This window comes from Streptomyces sp. NPDC001920, from assembly GCF_053594495.1.
Genome location: NZ_JBSFEP010000014.1, coordinates 151357 through 167450, shown reverse-complemented (window position 1 = coordinate 167450; position 16094 = coordinate 151357). Strand labels below are relative to the sequence as shown.

General features: G+C 69.9%; 14 protein-coding genes and 1 pseudogene. 6 read left to right on the top strand and 9 right to left on the bottom strand.

The genetic code is table 11. From position 1 onward, the window contains the following. The first annotated feature begins 69 nt into the window (after window positions 1-69). Together ACWCPI_RS24725 and ACWCPI_RS24720 are read left to right on the top strand one after the other, a co-directional pair. Entirely contained in the window at window positions 70-834 is a 765-nt protein-coding gene (locus tag ACWCPI_RS24725) for a hypothetical protein (RefSeq protein WP_451040162.1), read from the top strand. A gap of 115 nt (window positions 835-949) precedes the next feature. Next, on the top strand, window positions 950-2515 hold the full coding sequence (locus ACWCPI_RS24720; protein ID WP_451040161.1) for a CocE/NonD family hydrolase: 1566 nt from the start codon (window positions 950-952) through the stop codon (window positions 2513-2515). A 225-nt stretch (window positions 2516-2740) separates the two neighbouring features. Here the strand turns inward: ACWCPI_RS24720 and ACWCPI_RS24715 are convergent, their stop codons facing one another. Together ACWCPI_RS24715 and ACWCPI_RS24710 are read right to left on the bottom strand one after the other, a co-directional pair. Beyond that, entirely contained in the window at window positions 2741-3484 is a 744-nt protein-coding gene (locus ACWCPI_RS24715; protein WP_451040160.1) for an amino acid ABC transporter ATP-binding protein, read from the bottom strand. Between the two features lie 161 nt (window positions 3485-3645). Further along, window positions 3646-4053, bottom strand: a complete 408-nt coding sequence (locus tag ACWCPI_RS24710; protein ID WP_451040159.1) for a DUF6278 family protein — start codon at window positions 4051-4053, stop codon at window positions 3646-3648. Between the two features lie 216 nt (window positions 4054-4269). On the opposite strand from ACWCPI_RS24710, the gene ACWCPI_RS24705 reads away from it, so the two are divergent. Further along, entirely contained in the window at window positions 4270-6036 is a 1767-nt protein-coding gene (locus ACWCPI_RS24705; RefSeq protein ID WP_451040158.1) for an SGNH/GDSL hydrolase family protein, read from the top strand. Window positions 6037-6089: 53 nt separating this feature from the next. Here ACWCPI_RS24705 and ACWCPI_RS24700 read toward each other — a convergent pair whose 3' ends face one another. The 4 genes from ACWCPI_RS24700 to ACWCPI_RS24685 form a co-directional block, all read right to left on the bottom strand. After that, complete coding sequence (locus tag ACWCPI_RS24700; RefSeq protein ID WP_451040157.1) at window positions 6090-6869, bottom strand: exodeoxyribonuclease III; 780 nt, start codon at window positions 6867-6869, stop codon at window positions 6090-6092. A gap of 56 nt (window positions 6870-6925) precedes the next feature. Next, window positions 6926-7561: an MBL fold metallo-hydrolase gene (locus tag ACWCPI_RS24695; RefSeq protein WP_451040156.1), complete on the bottom strand. Its 636-nt coding sequence runs from the start codon at window positions 7559-7561 to the stop codon at window positions 6926-6928. Window positions 7562-7599: 38 nt separating this feature from the next. Then, the gene (gene pcaDC / locus ACWCPI_RS24690) at window positions 7600-8895 is read right to left on the bottom strand and encodes a bifunctional 3-oxoadipate enol-lactonase/4-carboxymuconolactone decarboxylase PcaDC (protein WP_451040155.1); all 1296 of its coding nucleotides are present in this window, start codon (window positions 8893-8895) and stop codon (window positions 7600-7602) included. Window positions 8896-9514: 619 nt separating this feature from the next. Then, the gene (locus tag ACWCPI_RS24685; RefSeq protein ID WP_014670069.1) at window positions 9515-9718 is read right to left on the bottom strand and encodes a cold-shock protein; all 204 of its coding nucleotides are present in this window, start codon (window positions 9716-9718) and stop codon (window positions 9515-9517) included. A 257-nt stretch (window positions 9719-9975) separates the two neighbouring features. Between ACWCPI_RS24685 and ACWCPI_RS24680 the strand changes: the two are divergent. Then, a pseudogene (locus ACWCPI_RS24680) lies at window positions 9976-10047 on the top strand (spherulation-specific family 4 protein); the annotation flags it as partial. Between the two features lie 396 nt (window positions 10048-10443). Next, window positions 10444-12129, top strand: coding sequence for a ribonuclease J (locus tag ACWCPI_RS24675; RefSeq protein ID WP_451040154.1), 1686 nt, complete (start codon window positions 10444-10446; stop codon window positions 12127-12129). A gap of 348 nt (window positions 12130-12477) precedes the next feature. Here ACWCPI_RS24675 and ACWCPI_RS24670 read toward each other — a convergent pair whose 3' ends face one another. Continuing rightward, window positions 12478-12720 (bottom strand): DUF5302 domain-containing protein, encoded by a 243-nt coding sequence (locus tag ACWCPI_RS24670; RefSeq protein WP_053663526.1) that lies wholly within the window; start codon window positions 12718-12720, stop codon window positions 12478-12480. Between the two features lie 208 nt (window positions 12721-12928). Next, window positions 12929-14344, bottom strand: coding sequence for a DEAD/DEAH box helicase (locus tag ACWCPI_RS24665; protein ID WP_451040153.1), 1416 nt, complete (start codon window positions 14342-14344; stop codon window positions 12929-12931). Window positions 14345-14763: 419 nt separating this feature from the next. On the opposite strand from ACWCPI_RS24665, the gene ACWCPI_RS24660 reads away from it, so the two are divergent. After that, entirely contained in the window at window positions 14764-14970 is a 207-nt protein-coding gene (locus tag ACWCPI_RS24660; RefSeq protein WP_451040270.1) for a MerR family DNA-binding transcriptional regulator, read from the top strand. Window positions 14971-15587: 617 nt separating this feature from the next. Here ACWCPI_RS24660 and ACWCPI_RS24655 read toward each other — a convergent pair. Continuing rightward, the gene (locus ACWCPI_RS24655; RefSeq protein ID WP_451040152.1) at window positions 15588-16076 is read right to left on the bottom strand and encodes a GNAT family N-acetyltransferase; all 489 of its coding nucleotides are present in this window, start codon (window positions 16074-16076) and stop codon (window positions 15588-15590) included. Between the last annotated feature and the right edge of the window lie 18 nt (window positions 16077-16094).

Sequence of the window (16094 nt, the reverse complement as noted above, 5' to 3'; positions counted from 1 at the left end):
CCCGTCAGCCCGGCCACGCCAGACCGTTGTCGAACACGGGTTTGCGTTCGCCCGCTACCATGCGCGCCCATGAATGACGACGTGCGCAACATCGTGCTGGGCGTGGTCGCGGCGGGCATCAGCGCCGCGCTGGGCTGGCTCGCCCGTACCTATCTGTGGCGGCGCAAGCTCCGCCGCAAGCAGGCGTTCCTGGGGCTGCCGCAGAACTCGGAGTCGCTGCTCGTCGTCAACCGCGACCCGGCCACCTCCGAACCGGCCGTCCACCGGTTCGACGTGTTCGCCCTGCTGGAACTCGCCGCCCTGATCAAGGACTGCGGGGCGCACCTGCAGATGGTGACCCAGGACAACGTCCAGCAGGGCTTCGGCGAGCGCACCGAGTTCTGCGTCGGCGGCCCCGGCTCCAACCGGCGGATGCTCGCCCACATGGCCGCGATGCTGCCCGGGGTGCGCGTGAACATCGACCCGGAACCGGGCCCGGACCGGGGCGCGTTCCGGATCGGCGGCGAGCACTACCGGATGGAGCCCGGCGTGACGGAGTACGTCCTGCTGGCCCGTCTCACCGCGGGCGAGCGCCGCGAGGCCCGGCCGGTGTTCCTCTTCTGCGGGCAGCGCGCGATCACCAATCAGGCCGCGACCCGCTATCTCGCCCGCAACCACGAACGGCTGGCCCGCAAGCACGGCACCAAGTCGTTCGTCCTGCTGCTGAAGGTCGTCAACTCGCAGGCGTACGGCCCGGACGTGGTCGAGCTGGTCGCGGACGTCACCCGGGCCGCGCAGGCTCCGCTGCCGGCCGCGGAGGCGGTTCCCGCACGGAACTCACACCGCGCCCCCTGAATTCATTCACACCCCAACAATCGTTACTCCCACGTAACTTACCGACGGGTTACTTGCGGTAAGGAGTCACGGTTACCGTTCGGTCACTTTGCATTGACACGAGTGAGGAGTGACCGTGGGAACCCAACGCAAGGCCCTGCGTACGACCGCCGTGGGCGCCGTCTCCGCGACCATGGTCGCCGGCGCCCTCGGGTTCGCCCCCACCGCCCAGGCGGCCATCGACAGCGTGCGGTTCGTCGACATCACCGGCGACGGCGGCACCGTCCTCAAGGCGAACGTCATCACTCCGGCCGGCGCCGACGGCTCCCGCCGCTACCCGCTGCTCGTGCTGCCCACGAGTTGGGGCCTGCCCCAGGTCGAGTACGTCGCCCAGGCACAGAAACTCGCGAACTCGGGCTATGTGGTCGTCAGTTACAACGTGCGCGGCTTCTGGCAGTCGGGCGGCGAGATAGAAGTGGCGGGCCCGCCCGACACAGCCGACGCGTCCAAGGTCATCGACTGGGCACTCGCCAACACCCCGGCCGACGCGGGCCGCATCGGCATGGCGGGCGTCTCGTACGGCGCCGGGATCAGCCTGCTGACCGCCGCGCACGACAAACGGGTCAGGGCGGTCGCCGCCCTCAGCGGCTGGGCCGACCTCATCGACTCGATCTACTCCGGCCGCACCCAGCACGTCCAGGCCGGTGCGCTGCTGGACGGCGCGAGCGTGGTCACCGGCCGGCAGAGCGCCGAACTCCGGCAGATCTTCGACAACTTCTACGCCTCCAACCTGTCCAAGGAACAGGACATGATCAACTGGGGGAAGAAACGTTCGGTCGCTACGTACGTGGACCAACTGAACAAGTACGGCACCGCGGTCATGATGGCCAACGCCTGGGGCGACACGGTCTTCCCGCCCAACCAGTACGCGGACTTCTACGAGAAGCTGACCGGTCCCAAGCGCCTGGAGTTCCGGCCCGGTGACCACGCCACCGCCGAGCTGACCGGCCTGTTCGGACTGCCCAACGACGTGTGGAAGGACACCGAGCGCTGGTTCGACCACTACCTCAAGGGCGAGGCCAACGGCATCGACCGCGAGCTGCCCGTCCGGCTCAAGTCCCGCTCCACGGGCGGTTACGAGGGCTACCCGGACTGGAAGTCGGTCGCCGCGACGAACAGGAAGATCGCCCTCGACGGCACGACCACGATCCGCACGAACGTCAACTCCGGCGCCGACGGGGGGATCGTCTTCCTGTCCAGCATCCTCGACCAGGTGGCCCAGCTGCCCCCGATGGCGTCGATCCCGCTGCTCCCGCGCCGGTGGGCGGCCGTCTGGCAGTCGGAGAAGTACCCGACGACCCAACGCGTACGGGGCACGGCGAGATTGCACACGACCGTCACCCCGACCGAGGAGAGCGGCACCCTCGTCGCCTACCTCTACGACGTGGGCCCGCTCGGCCTCGGCAAGTTGGTCAGCAACGCGCCGTACACCTTCCACGGACGAACGCCCGGCCAGCCGTTCGGCGTCGACCTGGAGCTGTTCTCCACGGCCTACGACGTCCCGGCGGGCCACCGGCTCGCCCTGGTCGTCGACACGGTCGACCCCCTCTACATCGAGCACAACCCGTCCGGCGCGCGGCTGACCTTCTCCTCACCGGCGAACGACCCGTCGTACGTGTCGATTCCACTGCGCGAGCAGTGATCTCCGGCCGGCGCCGGGCGGGTATGGCTCTATGACTGCTGCCCCCTGCTGCCCCTGGGTCCAGGGGCCGTGGGGGGATCCCCACCCGGCAGCAGCGTCCCTGGTCGCGGCCGGGGCCACCTCCACGGCCTTGGGGACGGACGGAACATCGTAGTCGAGGTCGTGCCCGGCGCGGATTCCGGTGCGGGAAACCCCGTTCGTCTCGGCACGGGTCGCGCTCCCCGCTCAGTGGTGGAGGATCTTCGACAGGAAGTCCTTGGCACGCTCACTGCTGGGGTTGGTGAAGAACTCGTCGGGGGTGCGGTCCTCCACGATACGGCCGTCGGCCATGAACACGACGCGGTTGGCGGCCGAGCGGGCGAAGCCCATCTCATGGGTGACGACGATCATCGTCATTCCGTCGCGGGCGAGTTGCCGCATCACCTCCAGGACCTCGTTGATCATCTCGGGGTCGAGTGCGGAGGTCGGCTCGTCGAAGAGCATCACCTTGGGCTCCATGGCCAGGGCACGCGCGATGGCCACGCGCTGCTGCTGGCCGCCGGAGAGCTGCGCCGGGTACTTGTCCGCCTGGTCGGCCACGCCGACGCGTTCGAGGAGTTCGCGGGAGCGCCGGTCGGCGTCCTCCTTCTTGCGTCCGCGGACCTTGACCTGGCCCAGCGAGACGTTCTGCAGGACCGTCTTGTGGGCGAAGAGATTGAAGGACTGGAAGACCATGCCGACTTCGGCGCGCAGCCGCGCGAGCCCTTTGCCCTCGTCGGGCAGCGGCTGTCCGTCGAGCAGGATGGTGCCGGACTGGACCGGCTCCAGCCGGTTGATGGCCCGGCACAGCGTCGACTTCCCCGACCCCGACGGGCCGATGACCACCACCACCTCCCCCCTGCCGACGGTGAGGTCGATGTCCTGAAGGACATGCAGGTCCCCGAAGTACTTGTTGACGTCGCGCAGCTCGATCAGTGGATCGCCAGCCATGCCCAGCCCCAGTCATGTTCAGCTGTGTAGCGGTGGCCGCAAACTATCCAGACAAAGATGGACTTAATACCCGACACGCACTTTTCGGGCATAAGCCGTATTTACGCCGAACTTATACGCGCGGCTCACACGGTGCCGCCCGGACGGCTCCACCAGCGCCGTCACGCCTCCGCGACCTCCGCGTACAGCTGCGACAGCTCGGGCACCCCGCTCGTGGCCCACTCCTGCCCCGAGGCCACGACATCGAACTCACGGCCGGAGGCGAGGCGGATGATCGGCTGGCCGTCCGGCCAGATCCTCCAGGCGGCGCCGGGCACGGTGCGCACGATCACGGTGCCGAGGTACAGCCCGGCGTCGTTGCCCAGCCACGGCAGGATCTCCGCGTCGTCGCGCCAGCGCGGCACCAGCTGGTCGAGCGCCTCCAAGGAGGCCGCGGTATCGTCGAGTTGCACCCCCGCCCGGAAAGCGTGGGAGCGCAGCAGTTCGCATTCGGCAAGGAGTTCGGCGATGCCCTCGGGGTCGGGGGCCCCGCGCTTCTCGGGCCGGTCGCCCAGAAAAGGGATCTTCATACCTCCAGCGTGTCATTCGCACGGCCGAACGCACCACAGGCGCGCCAACCGCCGATTCCGGTCGAGTTCACGCCGAGTTCGGGCATGGCTCGTTGACGGGTCACGGGTGCCTCTCTAACTTCACGAGCGTCTTGCGTCTCGTCCGGACGTCACACCCGAACTTGTCATGTGCAGCCGTACGCAGTCCTGAGCAGTCGTGAGCGGGAGGAGTCGGAGTTGCGCCGACGTGTGTGGAGTTCCACGGTCGTTCTCGCTCTCTTCGCGGTCCTGGTGCCGGGAGTCTCCGCACAGGCGGCCCCCGAGCGCAGAGTCGGGCCGCTCCCGCTGGAGCGGCTCTTCGACAACACGGCCGTCAGTGACGACGCCCGGCCCGGCACGGGGAACTTCGACGGGACGGGCGCCTCCCTGTCGGCGCAGGACCTCGCGGCGGCGGGCTGGACGCCCGGCCGCGCGCTGACGGTGCAGGGCGCCAGGCTGACCTGGCCGAACCGTCGTCCGGGCGAGCCGAACAACGTCGTGGCCGCCGGGCAGGACGTACGGGTGCGGGGCCGGGGCGACGCCCTGGCCTTCCTGGTGGCGGGTACGTCGGGCTCCCTCGCGGGCGGCCCGGGAACCGTGTTCTACGCCGACGGCAGCCGCTCCGCGTATCACGTGTCCGCCCCCGACTGGCGCACCGGCCCGCTCGCCACCAAGGCGGTGGCCCTGCCGCACATCAACACGGCCGGCGGTCAACTCGCCTGGCGGACACGGCTGTACGTCGTCACCGTGCCGCTCCTCACCGGACGCGAGGTGGCCGCCGTACGGCTGCCGCACCACCGCGGGCTGCATGTGTTCGCGGTGGCGGTGCGGACGCCCGCCCCCGGCTGGACGGGGAGTTGGACGACGGCGACGGGCGGCTACGCGGCCGTGGGGCCGTGGACCGACCGGACCCTGCGGCTGGTGGTGCACACGTCGGCGGGCGGGCCGCGGGTCCGGCTGCGGTTCGACAACACCTTCGCGGCGGCACCGGTGCGGATCGGGAGCGCCACCGTGGCGGTACAGGCGGCGGGCGCGGCTTCGCGGGGCACGCCGGTCCAGGTGTCCTTCCGGGGTGCGCGGGGCGTCGAGATCCCCGCGGGGGCGCAGGCCTACAGCGATCCGCTCGCCTTCCAGGTGCCCGCGGACACCAGTCTGCTGGTCAGTTTCCATCTGCCCGGGACGGTGCCCGCGGCGCCCGTGCACCGGCTGGCGCAGCAGCGGTCGTACGTGAGCGCTCCGGGCGACCACACGGCGGACGCCTCCGCCGCCTCCTATCCCACGGTCCTGACCAGCTGGCCGCTGCTGACGGGAGTCGACGTGGGCGGCGGACCGGGGTCCGTGGTGCTGCTGGGCGACTCGATCACCGACGGCGACAAGTCCACGGTGGACGCCGACCGGCGCTGGCCCAACGTGCTCGCCACACGACTGCTGAACCAGAGTGCGGTGCCGCGATATGGGGTGCTCAACCAGGGGATTTCCGGCAACCGTGTGGTCTCCGACCGCTATCCCGGGGACGGCGTCTCCACGGACACGGCCGGGGTGAGCGCCCTGTACCGGTTCGACCGGGATGTACTGGCCCAGACCGCCGCGCGTACGGCGGTGGTCTTCGAGGGCGTGAACGATGTGCGCTGGGGCACGACAGCGGAACAGGTGATCGCCGGGCTGCGTGAGATCGCCGACCGCGGGCGTGCACGGGGGCTGCGGATGCTCGCGGCGACGATCCTGCCGTGCGAGGGCGAGGTGCGGTGCACGCCGGCGGTCGACGCCGAGCGCGTCAAGGTCAACCAGTGGATCCGCTCCGGCGCCGGCTTCGACGGCGTGCTCGACTTCGACGCGGTGGTACGGGATCCCGCGCGGCCCTCCCGGATGCTGCCCGCCTACGACAGCGGGGACCATCTGCATCCCGGGGACGAGGGGCTCGCCGCACTCGCCCGGTCGGTGGATCTGCGGGCGCTGGTGCCGTGACACCGGGCGGGCCGGTGTCGTGACGCCGGGCGGGCCGGTGGGAGCGGCCTCCGCTACACGTCCAGGTCGACCACGACCGGCGCGTGGTCCGAGGCGCCCTTGCCCTTGCGCTCCTCACGGTCCACGTAGGAGTCGGTGACCGCCTTGGCGAACGGCTCGTTGCCGTAGACCAGGTCGATGCGCATGCCCCGGTTCTTGGGGAAGCAGAGCTGGCGGTAGTCCCAGTACGTGAACGGCGCGTCGTACTTCAGGGGGCGCGGGACCACGTCGGACAGGCCGGTCTCGCGCAGGGCGGCGAGGGCGGCGCGCTCGGCGGGGGTGACATGGGTGGAGCCCTCGAAGGCGGCGCGGTCGAAGACGTCGTCGTCGGTCGGCGCCACGTTGTAGTCGCCCATCACCGCGAAGGGGCGGCTGCCGCCGGCGTCGCCCGCGACGGCCGCCTTGAGCGCCTCGAACCACTGGAGCTTGTACGCGTAGTGGGGGTGGTCCACCTCACGGCCGTTCGGCACGTACACCGACCAGACGCGGAGCGGGCCGCAGGTCGCGGAGATGGCGCGGGGCTCCACGGAACCGTCGTAGCCCGGGTCGCCGGGCAGCCCCTTGACGACCTCCTTGAGGCCGACTCGGGAGAGCACCGCCACGCCGTTCCACCGGCCGGTGGCGTGCACCGCCGCCTCGTAGCCGAGGTCGCGCAGCGGGTCGAACGGGAACTGCTCCTCGGCGACCTTCGCCTCCTGGAGGCACAGCACGTCGGTGCCGCTGCTCTCCAGCCAGGCGAGGAGCCTCGGCAGGCGGGCGGTGATCGAGTTCACGTTCCAGGTGGCGATGCGCATGTCTCACAACCTACCGGGCGGGACTGACAACCCGGCCCCGCCCGGGGTGGGTCCCCTCACACCTGCGCCGACTCCCCCGGCGTCAGGCGCAGGTGCTCGGAGCCGCCGAGGCCGCCGATCTGGCGGTCGTAGATGGGGCGGGCCAGGTCGGTGAGCAGGGCGTCGTGGATGTCGTAGGCGCGCTGCGGCCTGAGCTCGCGGACGTAGTCGATGACCTCGGAGATCTTGTTCCAGGGAGCCATGACCGGGAGCATCAGCGTCTCCACCGGGTGGTCGGGGACGGTGAGGGCGTCGCCCGGGTGGAACACCTTGCCACCGTCCACGAGATAGCCGACGTTCGTGATGCGCGGGATGTCCGGGTGGATGACGGCGTGCAGTTCGCCGTGGACCTGGACGTCGAAGCCGGCAGCGGTGAAGGTGTCGCCGTGGCCGACCGTGTGCACACGGCCAGGGAAGGCCGACGAGAGCTTCTCCGCGACCGACTTCAGAGTCCAGATCCGGGCGGCCGGGTTGTGCTCCATGGCCGCGCGCAGGCGCGGTTCGTCGAAGTGGTCGGGGTGCTCGTGGGTGACGAGGATCGCGTCCGCGCCGAGCGCGGCGTCCTCCTCGCTGAACCCTCCGGGGTCGAGGACGAGCGTCCGGCCGTCCTTCTCCAGCCGGACGCAGGCGTGCGACATCTTCGTGAGCTTCATGACACCATCCTGCCGCGCCGAGGCTCGCCGCCGAGCCTTCACTCCTCGGGCGTGGTCTCCTCGCGTATGACCTTCTGGGCAACCCTGAACGCACTGTTCGCCGCCGGTACGCCGCAGTAGACGGCGGCCTGGAGCAGCACTTCCTTGATCTCGTTCGGGGTGAGGCCGTTGCGCAGGGCGGCACGGGTGTGGAAGGCGAGTTCGTCCAGGTGGCCGCCCGCGACCAGGGCGGTGAGGGTGACACAGCTGCGGGAGCGCCGGTCGAGGCCCGGTCTGTTCCAGATCTCGCCCCACGCGTAGCGCGTGATGAACTCCTGGAAGTCCCCGGAGAACTCGTCCGCCTGCGCCAGCGCCCGGTCGACGTGCGCGTCCCCGAGCACCTCGCGCCGGACCTTGATCCCGGCGTCGTACGGGTCCTGCGGGCCCGCCGGCTGCGGCACCACGACGGCGGGGGCTATCTCGGCGACCGGCGTGGGCTGCGCGGGCGCGGCGGACAGGACGGGCTTGACGGCGACGGCCGGGACGGCGATCTGGCCGGTGGTGTCGAAGCCGGGCTGCCAGGCGGTGGAGAAGTGCCGGACCAGCAGGTCCGTGACGGCGGCGGGCTGCTCGACCGGCACCAGATGGGAGGCACCGGGGACCACGGCGAGACGGGCGTCCGGTATGCCTGCGACCAGTGTGCGGGCCTCGGCGGGGCCGGTGACCTGGTCGTCCGAACCGACCAGGACGAGGGTGGGCACGGCGACGCCGGCGAGCTGCGGGCGTACGTCGAAGGACGCGAGCGCCTCGCAGGCGGCGATGTAGCAGCCGGGGTCGGTGGTACGCACCATCTGCACGGCCCACTCGGTGATCGCGGGCTGGGCGGCGGCGAAGCCGGTGGTGAACCAGCGGTCCGGCGAGGTGCGGGCGATGGGGTCGAGGCCGTTCGTGCGCACGATCACGCCCCGCTGCCGGAACTCGTCTGCCGTGCCGAAGCGCGGCGAGGCGGCGATCAGGGCGAGCGAGGCGACGCGCTCCGGGCGACGCAGGGCCAGTTCTATACCGAGGGCACCGCCCAGCGCGCAGCCCGCGTAACCGAAGCGCTGCACGCCGAGGCCGTCGAGGGTGGCGAGCAGCCGGTCGGCGAGGTCGGCGACCGAGCCCGCCGGGTAGGCCGGCGCGCCACCGTGTCCCGGCAGGTCGAACCGGAAGACCCGCCACTGCTGGGTCAGCTCCGGTACCTGCCGGTCCCACATGTGCCATGTGGTGCCCAGGGAGGGACCCAAGATCAGGACGGGAGCCTCTTCTGGCCCGTCAAAGCGGTATTGCAGGGTGTTCGACGGTGTCTCACTCACGCGTCAGACCCTCTCACGTCTCACGACTGCCCCTATAACGGAGGCTGCGACTGCACTGGTCTGACCAGGTGGAAGACCTCCCTGGCCGCGTAGCGCTTGAGGGTTCGGACTATCTCGCGCCGGGTTTTGCCCTCCTTGCCGCGGCGTTCGTGGTCGTCCTGGGTACGCGGGTCAACGCGCAGGCGGGTCTGCACGATCCGGGGCAGGACCGCGTTGGCTGACGCTGTGTTGACTCTCGCCCATTCGTGACCGGCATTGACGAACGGCTTGTGGCCCTGCGGAGCATCACCGCGGGCGCGGGGTCGACTCGCCCGACCCGAAATGAAGAACGCCCCTGGCCGGCCGGAGTTCCACGAACCGGAAGGTAGTCCTCGGCCCGACTCCGCCACCGCGTTATCGCTGTCGACGGTCGAACCGCCGCAGTCCGCCACCGTCCGACACTGCCCCGTCACCTGCCTGGCGCCGTCGTACCGGCAGTTCCGCGCACTTTTCCTGCCCTGCCAATGGCTCGTTGGGACACGCGAGACACCGATCGGCTCTGGCCCGCTGACCACTGCGGCAGACGGTCAGAGCCCGGCGTCCCGAAGCCGGGATGCCGGGCCCTTACCGGGGCGCGCGTTCAGGCGGGGCGGATGTTCTCAGCCTGCGGGCCCTTCTGGCCCTGGGTGACGTCGAACTCGACCTTCTGGCCCTCCTGCAGCTCGCGGTAGCCCTGGCTGGCGATGTTGGAGTAGTGGGCGAAGACGTCGGGGCCGCCGCCCTCCTGCTCGATGAAGCCGAAGCCCTTCTCGCTGTTGAACCACTTCACTGTGCCCTTGGCCATGACTGTCTCCTTTGAGGGAAACCGGGCACGCATCCTGCGCGACCGGGAGGTGATCGCCCTGGTCCGGAGAGGCGCTGAACAGCAAAAACGCCCGTGAGGCGATCACGGGCGAACGGAACTTCGGAACCACGACTGCTGATCACAACGCTATAACGGCATGACGGAAGCCGCCAGCGAAAACGCGCCGGCATCCGGGCCGAGTTTCATGGGGCACGGCATCGGCTTCCTGCATGGCGGGCGGGGCGGCGAGCGCTTCGGGGACACCGCCATCACCGCACTGCCTGGAGGCGGCCGGACGTCTCCGCAACGCGGGCATCAGCGTCCTCGGGTTCCACTGGGCCGCCTGCGAGAAGCGGCAGTCGCTCCACGGGCCGGGCTGTGTCTGCCTGGCGAAGGAAGCTGCCTCGGGGACGTCTCAGCCCACTTGCTCCTGAGCGCCGAGGGCACCTGCACCCGAGTCTCGACTACTGCGAGTGGACCAGTGCCGAGGCCCGCCGGGAGGCAGCGAACGCCGGAAAACACGTCAGGGTGCACGAGATCTTCTCCGGCACCAGGCGAACGGTTCCGTCACGGCAGGTGGTACCGCTTTCACCGCTCCCTGTCCCCGGTCGCCGGCGTGATCCGATCGTGCCGAGGCACCCGCTGCGGGTGCCCCGCTCCGTCGGGAAAAGGAGATCGCACAGGCAATGGATCACCCTGTCCCGCTCTCCGGGTACCGTCAGGGTATGAGTCATCCGCACCCTGAGTTGAAAGCCGCCCCGCCCCTTCCCGAAGGAGGGCTGCGGGTCATCGCCCTGGGCGGCCTGGGTGAGATCGGCCGCAACATGACCGTCTTCGAGCACGCGGGCAAGCTGCTCATCGTCGACTGCGGCGTGCTGTTCCCCGAGGAGACCCAGCCCGGCGTGGACGTGATCCTGCCGGACTTCACCTCGATTCGGGACCGGCTGGACGACATCGTGGCCGTGGTCCTCACCCACGGCCACGAGGACCACATCGGCGGCGTGCCGTACCTGCTGCGCGAGCGGTCCGACATTCCCCTTGTCGGCTCCAAGCTGACGCTGGCGTTCCTGGAGGCCAAGCTCAAGGAACACGGCATCCGGCCGCGCACGGTGCGGGTGCGGGAGGGCGACCGGCGTGGCTTCGGGCCCTTCGACTGCGAGTTCGTGGCGGTCAACCACTCCATCCCCGACAGCCTCGCGGTCGCGATCCGCACCCGGGCCGGCATGGTTCTGCACACCGGCGACTTCAAGATGGACCAGTTCCCTCTCGACGACCGCATCACCGATCTGCGCGCCTTCGCCCGCCTCGGCGAGGAGGGCGTGGACCTGTTCCTCACCGACTCCACCAACGCCGAAGTACCCGGCTTCACCACCTCCGAGCGAGAGCTGAACCCGGCGATCGAGCAGGTGATGCGCACCGCGCCGCGCCGGGTCATCGTCTCCAGCTTCGCCAGCCATGTGCACCGCATCCAGCAGGTCCTGGACGCCGCCCACCAGCACGGCCGTAAGGTCGCCTTCGTCGGCCGGTCGATGGTCCGCAACATGGGCATCGCCCGTGACCTGGGCTATCTGAAGGTCCCCTCCGGTCTGGTCGTGAGCACGAAGGAGCTGGAGAAGCTCCCGGATCACAAGATCGCTCTGGTGTGCACCGGCTCCCAGGGCGAACCGATGGCCGCGCTGTCACGGATGGCCAACCGCGACCACATGATCCGCATCGGCAAGGACGACACCGTCCTGCTTGCCAGCTCCCTCATCCCCGGCAACGAGAACGCCATCTACCGGGTGATCAACGGACTCACCCGGTGGGGCGCCCACGTGGTCCACAAGGGCAACGCCAAGGTGCACGTCTCCGGACACGCCAGCGCCGGCGAACTCGTCTACTGCTACAACATCGTCAAGCCCCGCAACGTCATGCCCGTGCACGGCGAATGGCGCCACCTGCGGGCCAACGGCGACCTCGCCATCCGCACCGGTGTCGACCCCGACCGGGTCGTCATCGCCGAGGACGGCGTCGTCGTCGACCTGGTCGACGGGCGCGCATCCATCACCGGCAAGGTCCCCGCCGGCAACGTCTACGTGGACGGCATGGAAGTCGGCGGCGCCACCGAAGCGTCCCTCAAGGACCGCCTCACCCTCGCCGCCGAAGGCGTGGTCACGGTGGTGGCGATCGTCGACGCGGACACCGGCGCCCTCGCCGAGGCCCCCGACTTCCTCGCCCGGGGCTTCGTCCACGACGACACCACCTTCGAGCCGGTCATCCCCGTCATCGAGAAGACCCTGGCCACCGCGGCGGAGGAAGGCGTCGGGGACGCGCGCCAACTCGAACAACTCGTCGCCCGGGCCGTGGCGAACTGGGCATTCCGCACCCACCGCCGCAAGCCCCTCATCATCCCCGTCATCATCGACGCCTGAACCGCGGCCCGGCAGCACGGGCCGCGGTTCCGGTGGCGGCCCCGCGAGCATCGAGGTCGGACACGCCCGGACCGGACGGAGGCGAAGCCGCCGGGCTCGACGAGGCGGATCGCCTCGCCGTGGGCGGCCGGCAGGTCCGCGAGGGAGTCGGCGTTGCGGGCGACGGCCCTGTCCCCGCGCTCCAGGGCCGCCTGCGCGAACTCGCGGCTGTTCCCCCATCAAGCCCGCCGGCTACGCCCCACCCGCAACGCGCGCACGGGCCATGCGCACGTCGCGGGCCACTGCACGGGACGCGCGAGTGGATAGCGCGCGTGCCGGTCAAGCGGTTAGATCGCGGGACCCACCGACTCAGCCGCCGCTCTTGCGCCTGAACGACCGCTGGCTCGCAGCCGGGCCGTGCGCCGAACGCACCTTCGATGCGTCGGACTTGGCGGCAACATCAGCGGCATCCGCCTGCGCACCGCGCTTGCGCGCCAGGGCTTCGCGGAACTTGCGCTTGAGGTCGTAGTTGCCGTCGCTGTCCGGCTCCAGAGGGGACGTCTCGGGGGCAGCCGGCTCCGAACCTTCCGTAGACACGGGCTCTGCGGTCATGGTGACCTCCTGGGTTCGGGGGGGGTGGGCAAGCACAGCTTGTCATGCTGGGCGCAGTGCGAGGCGCCGGCAACATCATCCTGCTCCGTTTCGGCGGGCATCCCTCTCGCGGCCAAAGGCGTTGACTTCGTAGGTGAGGCACACAGGACGGCTTCGGTCCGGGCCGAGGGTCGTCGATCCCGTGGCCAGGCTGCCAGGGCAACGGCTCTCAGCCGTTGCGACGCACGAGGGCGGCCCTGCGGGCCTCGGCGAGCTTGCGGGCCTCGCCCGCCTTTCGGGACTTGCCGCCAGAGCCGCGGGAGGTGCCCTTGCTGGTGCCGAGGCCGCGGAAGGGAGCGTTGGTGTTCTTGGCTCGGGGGACGGCGGGCTCGCCGTCGAGCGGGATCCCGGAGGGAGTCTTGGCGCCGGTGATCCGGCTCAGCTCCGCCTCGCCCGAGCGCACCTTGGTGACGGTCGGCTCGATGCCGGCCCCGGCCATCATGCGGCTCGTCTCACGGCGCTGGCCCGCCAGCACGAGCGTGACCACGCTGCCGGACTCACCGGCGCGGGCGGTGCGGCCCGCCCGGTGCACATAGTCCTTGGCATCGGTGGGCGGATCGACGTTGACCACGAGATCGAGGTCGTCGACGTGCAGGCCACGGGCCGCGACATTGGTCGCCACCAGAACGGTGATCTGGCTGTTCTTGAACTGCGCCAGGGTCCGTGTGCGCTGTGGCTGGGACTTGCCGCTGTGCAGGGCCCCGGCGCGCACCCCGCTGGCCCGCAGATGCCGGGTGAGCTGGTCGACGGCGTGCTTGGTGTCGAGGAACAGCAGTACGCGGCCGTCGCGGGCGGCGATCTCCGTGATGACGGCGTAGCGGTCAGGGCCGTGGACGACCAGAACGTGGTGCTCCATCGTCGTGACTGTGCCCGCGGCCGGGTCGACCGAGTGGACGATGGGGTCGTGGAGGTAGCGGCGGACCAGTTGATCGACCTCGCGATCGAGAGTGGCCGAGAAAAGCATCCGCTGACCGTCGGGGTGCACCTGGTCGAGCACGTCGGCAACCTGCGGCAGGAATCCCAAGTCGCACATCTGGTCGGCCTCGTCCAGCACGGTGATTCTCACCCGTCCCAGGCGGCAGGCGTTGCGCTCGATCAGGTCGTGCAGGCGTCCGGGGGTGGCGACGACCACCTCGGCTCCCAGGCGCAGCGCGGCGCCCTGCCGGCCGATCGACGTTCCGCCGACGACCGTGGCGATCCGCAGCCGCAGCGCCTCGGCGTACGGCGCCAGCGCCTGGGTGACCTGTTGGGCCAGCTCCCGGGTGGGCACGAGGATCAGAGCGAGGGGCTGCTTCGGTTCCGCGCGCCGCCCGGCTGTACGTGTCAGCAGCGGCAGGCCGAAAGCGAGCGTCTTGCCTGATCCGGTGCGCCCGCGTCCCAGGATGTCGCGCCCCTCCAGGGCATCGGGCAGTGTGGCGGCCTGGATCGGAAAGGGTTCGCGCATCCCGAGTTCGCTCAGTGTCCGCAGCACCTCCGTCGGCAGGTCCAGACCCGCGAAGGTGACGGCCGGGAGCAGCGCCGGGGTCGTTGCCCCGGGCTGGGCGGGACTGCCGTGAGCGATGCCGGAGTCATGGGGATGATTCATGAACAGCCTTCCGCAGGGGAACGTACCGAGGAAGGCCCGGCAGGTTTGAACAGCCCACGCACAAGCCGAACGGAACAGGCAGAATCGCCCACCGCGACGACCACGTAAACGCGTGAGACTAACACATGGCATAACCTCGCGCCGCTGATACCGATCGCCCCTGTGTAAGGGTGCTGGCAGCGGGTCGGCATGGAACAACCGTTCCCCTTGAAGAACGGCCCCACCGGTGAGCTGTCGAGCCACGCATCGAACCTTACGAGCGGGGCGCCGGGCGGGGCAGCAGGCCCGTGCTGCGGGTGCAGGTCTGCAAGCCGGACGCCGTCCGGCGCGATGCTGACCATTTGCTGACCCGGACGCGGCGATCAGCGCTTCGAGCTGCGGAAGCTCTCAAACGCTAGATCTTGGACTTGTGCACGGTGATGCCGATCGGGGTCTTTGCCCAGCGCAGTGGTGTGACCTCCAGCGCGTTGCGGTTCTACGCCGACTCCGGGCTGCTGCCCCCTGCCGGAGTCGAGCCGATCTCGGGCTGCCGCTGGCGGGTCAATACATCTAGGAACTGCTCCTGCGAGCCCTGGAAGAACACCCCGGCGAGCGCATCTCGCTGCATGTTGCCGCCGAGGAAGTGACGTCGTGTCAGCAGATGAGGAGCACCCCGACATCCCGCTCCCGGCTACCGCGACGGGGGCAGACCCTCCAGATCTGCTTCGAGCCGACCACGCTCTATCCCGCCATGAGCACCGCGATCCGGCCCCGACGTAATGCTCGACCTGAGCGGAAACGACCAGCCCGTCACGATCCGCTCCGCCGACCGCGGCGATCTACCACCCTGGCCATGCCCATCAAGCCCGGCCGCTCCGCCTGGGAAAGGCGACGAGGAACACCCGTGACCACCGCACCCACCAGCCCCGACCCGACCGTGGAAGCCATAAGCCAAACCGACACCGAAGGCCGAGCCGGTGACATCGCTTCTGCCCGTCAGACTTCTGACCCTGTGGTCCGCGGTCGGTGTCTCGGTAGACCCGCTTCACCGCTGCTCTCTCGCTCACCACCTGGCAGATCTCTGTGAAGATCCCGCCCAGGCCCTGGCCTGGGACGTCCGGGCCTTGGGTGCCAGACCGCTGGCGCAGGCGATCACGGCGCCAGGGCAGAGGAGACCACACACACGCAGAGCGCGGCATACAGCGGCTCCTGCAAGCCGGCCACCACGCAGCGAAGCCGGTGCCTCGCCAACCGGCACACCGCGTCATCCCGAAGGAATGCGAAACTCGAATTCGGGACGGTCCCACGGCACGGCGGGCGGGTTCGCAAACGCGGTCCCGGTCCGCACCGCGCCGACACGGTGGTAGAAGTCCTCGGCGGGAAGATGCGACACGACCTTGACACGGTCGAGCCCGGCGGCACGGGCCTCGGACCCCATGTGCGCGACGAGCAGCCGTCCAATACCCCGTTTTTGCGCTTCGTCGGCAACGAACAGCAGGTCGAGCTCCGGTGGAGCAAGGACAAGCGAGTAGAACCCGAGGACCCGGTCTCCATGCTTGTCGGCGCCGACGGCCACAAAGACGCGGTGGGCCTCGATGTAATCCGGACCGACGCGGTAGCCCGCGACTGCGGCTGCGTACTTACCCTCGTAGGCGCCTGAGCCACGCACGAGCCGCGTGAGCCGTTTGGCATCCCGCGCGACGGCCCTCCGTATCGTGACCGGCTGGCTGATCGGGGAAGTGCGTGAACTCATCGGGAGAGCATTTCGCAC

Coding starts and splice junctions, on each gene's coding strand:
- ACWCPI_RS24685 (WP_014670069.1), bottom strand. CDS start 9,718: ATGGCCAAGGGCACAGTGAAGTGGTTCAACAGCGAGAAGGGCTTCGGC.
- ACWCPI_RS24695 (WP_451040156.1), bottom strand. CDS start 7,561: ATGAAGCTCACGAAGATGTCGCACGCCTGCGTCCGGCTGGAGAAGGAC.
- ACWCPI_RS24670 (WP_053663526.1), bottom strand. CDS start 12,720: ATGACCGCAGAGCCCGTGTCTACGGAAGGTTCGGAGCCGGCTGCCCCC.
- ACWCPI_RS24660 (WP_451040270.1), top strand. CDS start 14,764: ATGCCGATCGGGGTCTTTGCCCAGCGCAGTGGTGTGACCTCCAGCGCG.
- ACWCPI_RS24675 (WP_451040154.1), top strand. CDS start 10,444: ATGAGTCATCCGCACCCTGAGTTGAAAGCCGCCCCGCCCCTTCCCGAA.
- ACWCPI_RS24655 (WP_451040152.1), bottom strand. CDS start 16,076: ATGAGTTCACGCACTTCCCCGATCAGCCAGCCGGTCACGATACGGAGG.
- ACWCPI_RS24700 (WP_451040157.1), bottom strand. CDS start 6,869: ATGCGCATCGCCACCTGGAACGTGAACTCGATCACCGCCCGCCTGCCG.
- ACWCPI_RS24665 (WP_451040153.1), bottom strand. CDS start 14,344: ATGAATCATCCCCATGACTCCGGCATCGCTCACGGCAGTCCCGCCCAG.
- ACWCPI_RS24715 (WP_451040160.1), bottom strand. CDS start 3,484: ATGGCTGGCGATCCACTGATCGAGCTGCGCGACGTCAACAAGTACTTC.
- ACWCPI_RS24725 (WP_451040162.1), top strand. CDS start 70: ATGAATGACGACGTGCGCAACATCGTGCTGGGCGTGGTCGCGGCGGGC.
- ACWCPI_RS24710 (WP_451040159.1), bottom strand. CDS start 4,053: ATGAAGATCCCTTTTCTGGGCGACCGGCCCGAGAAGCGCGGGGCCCCC.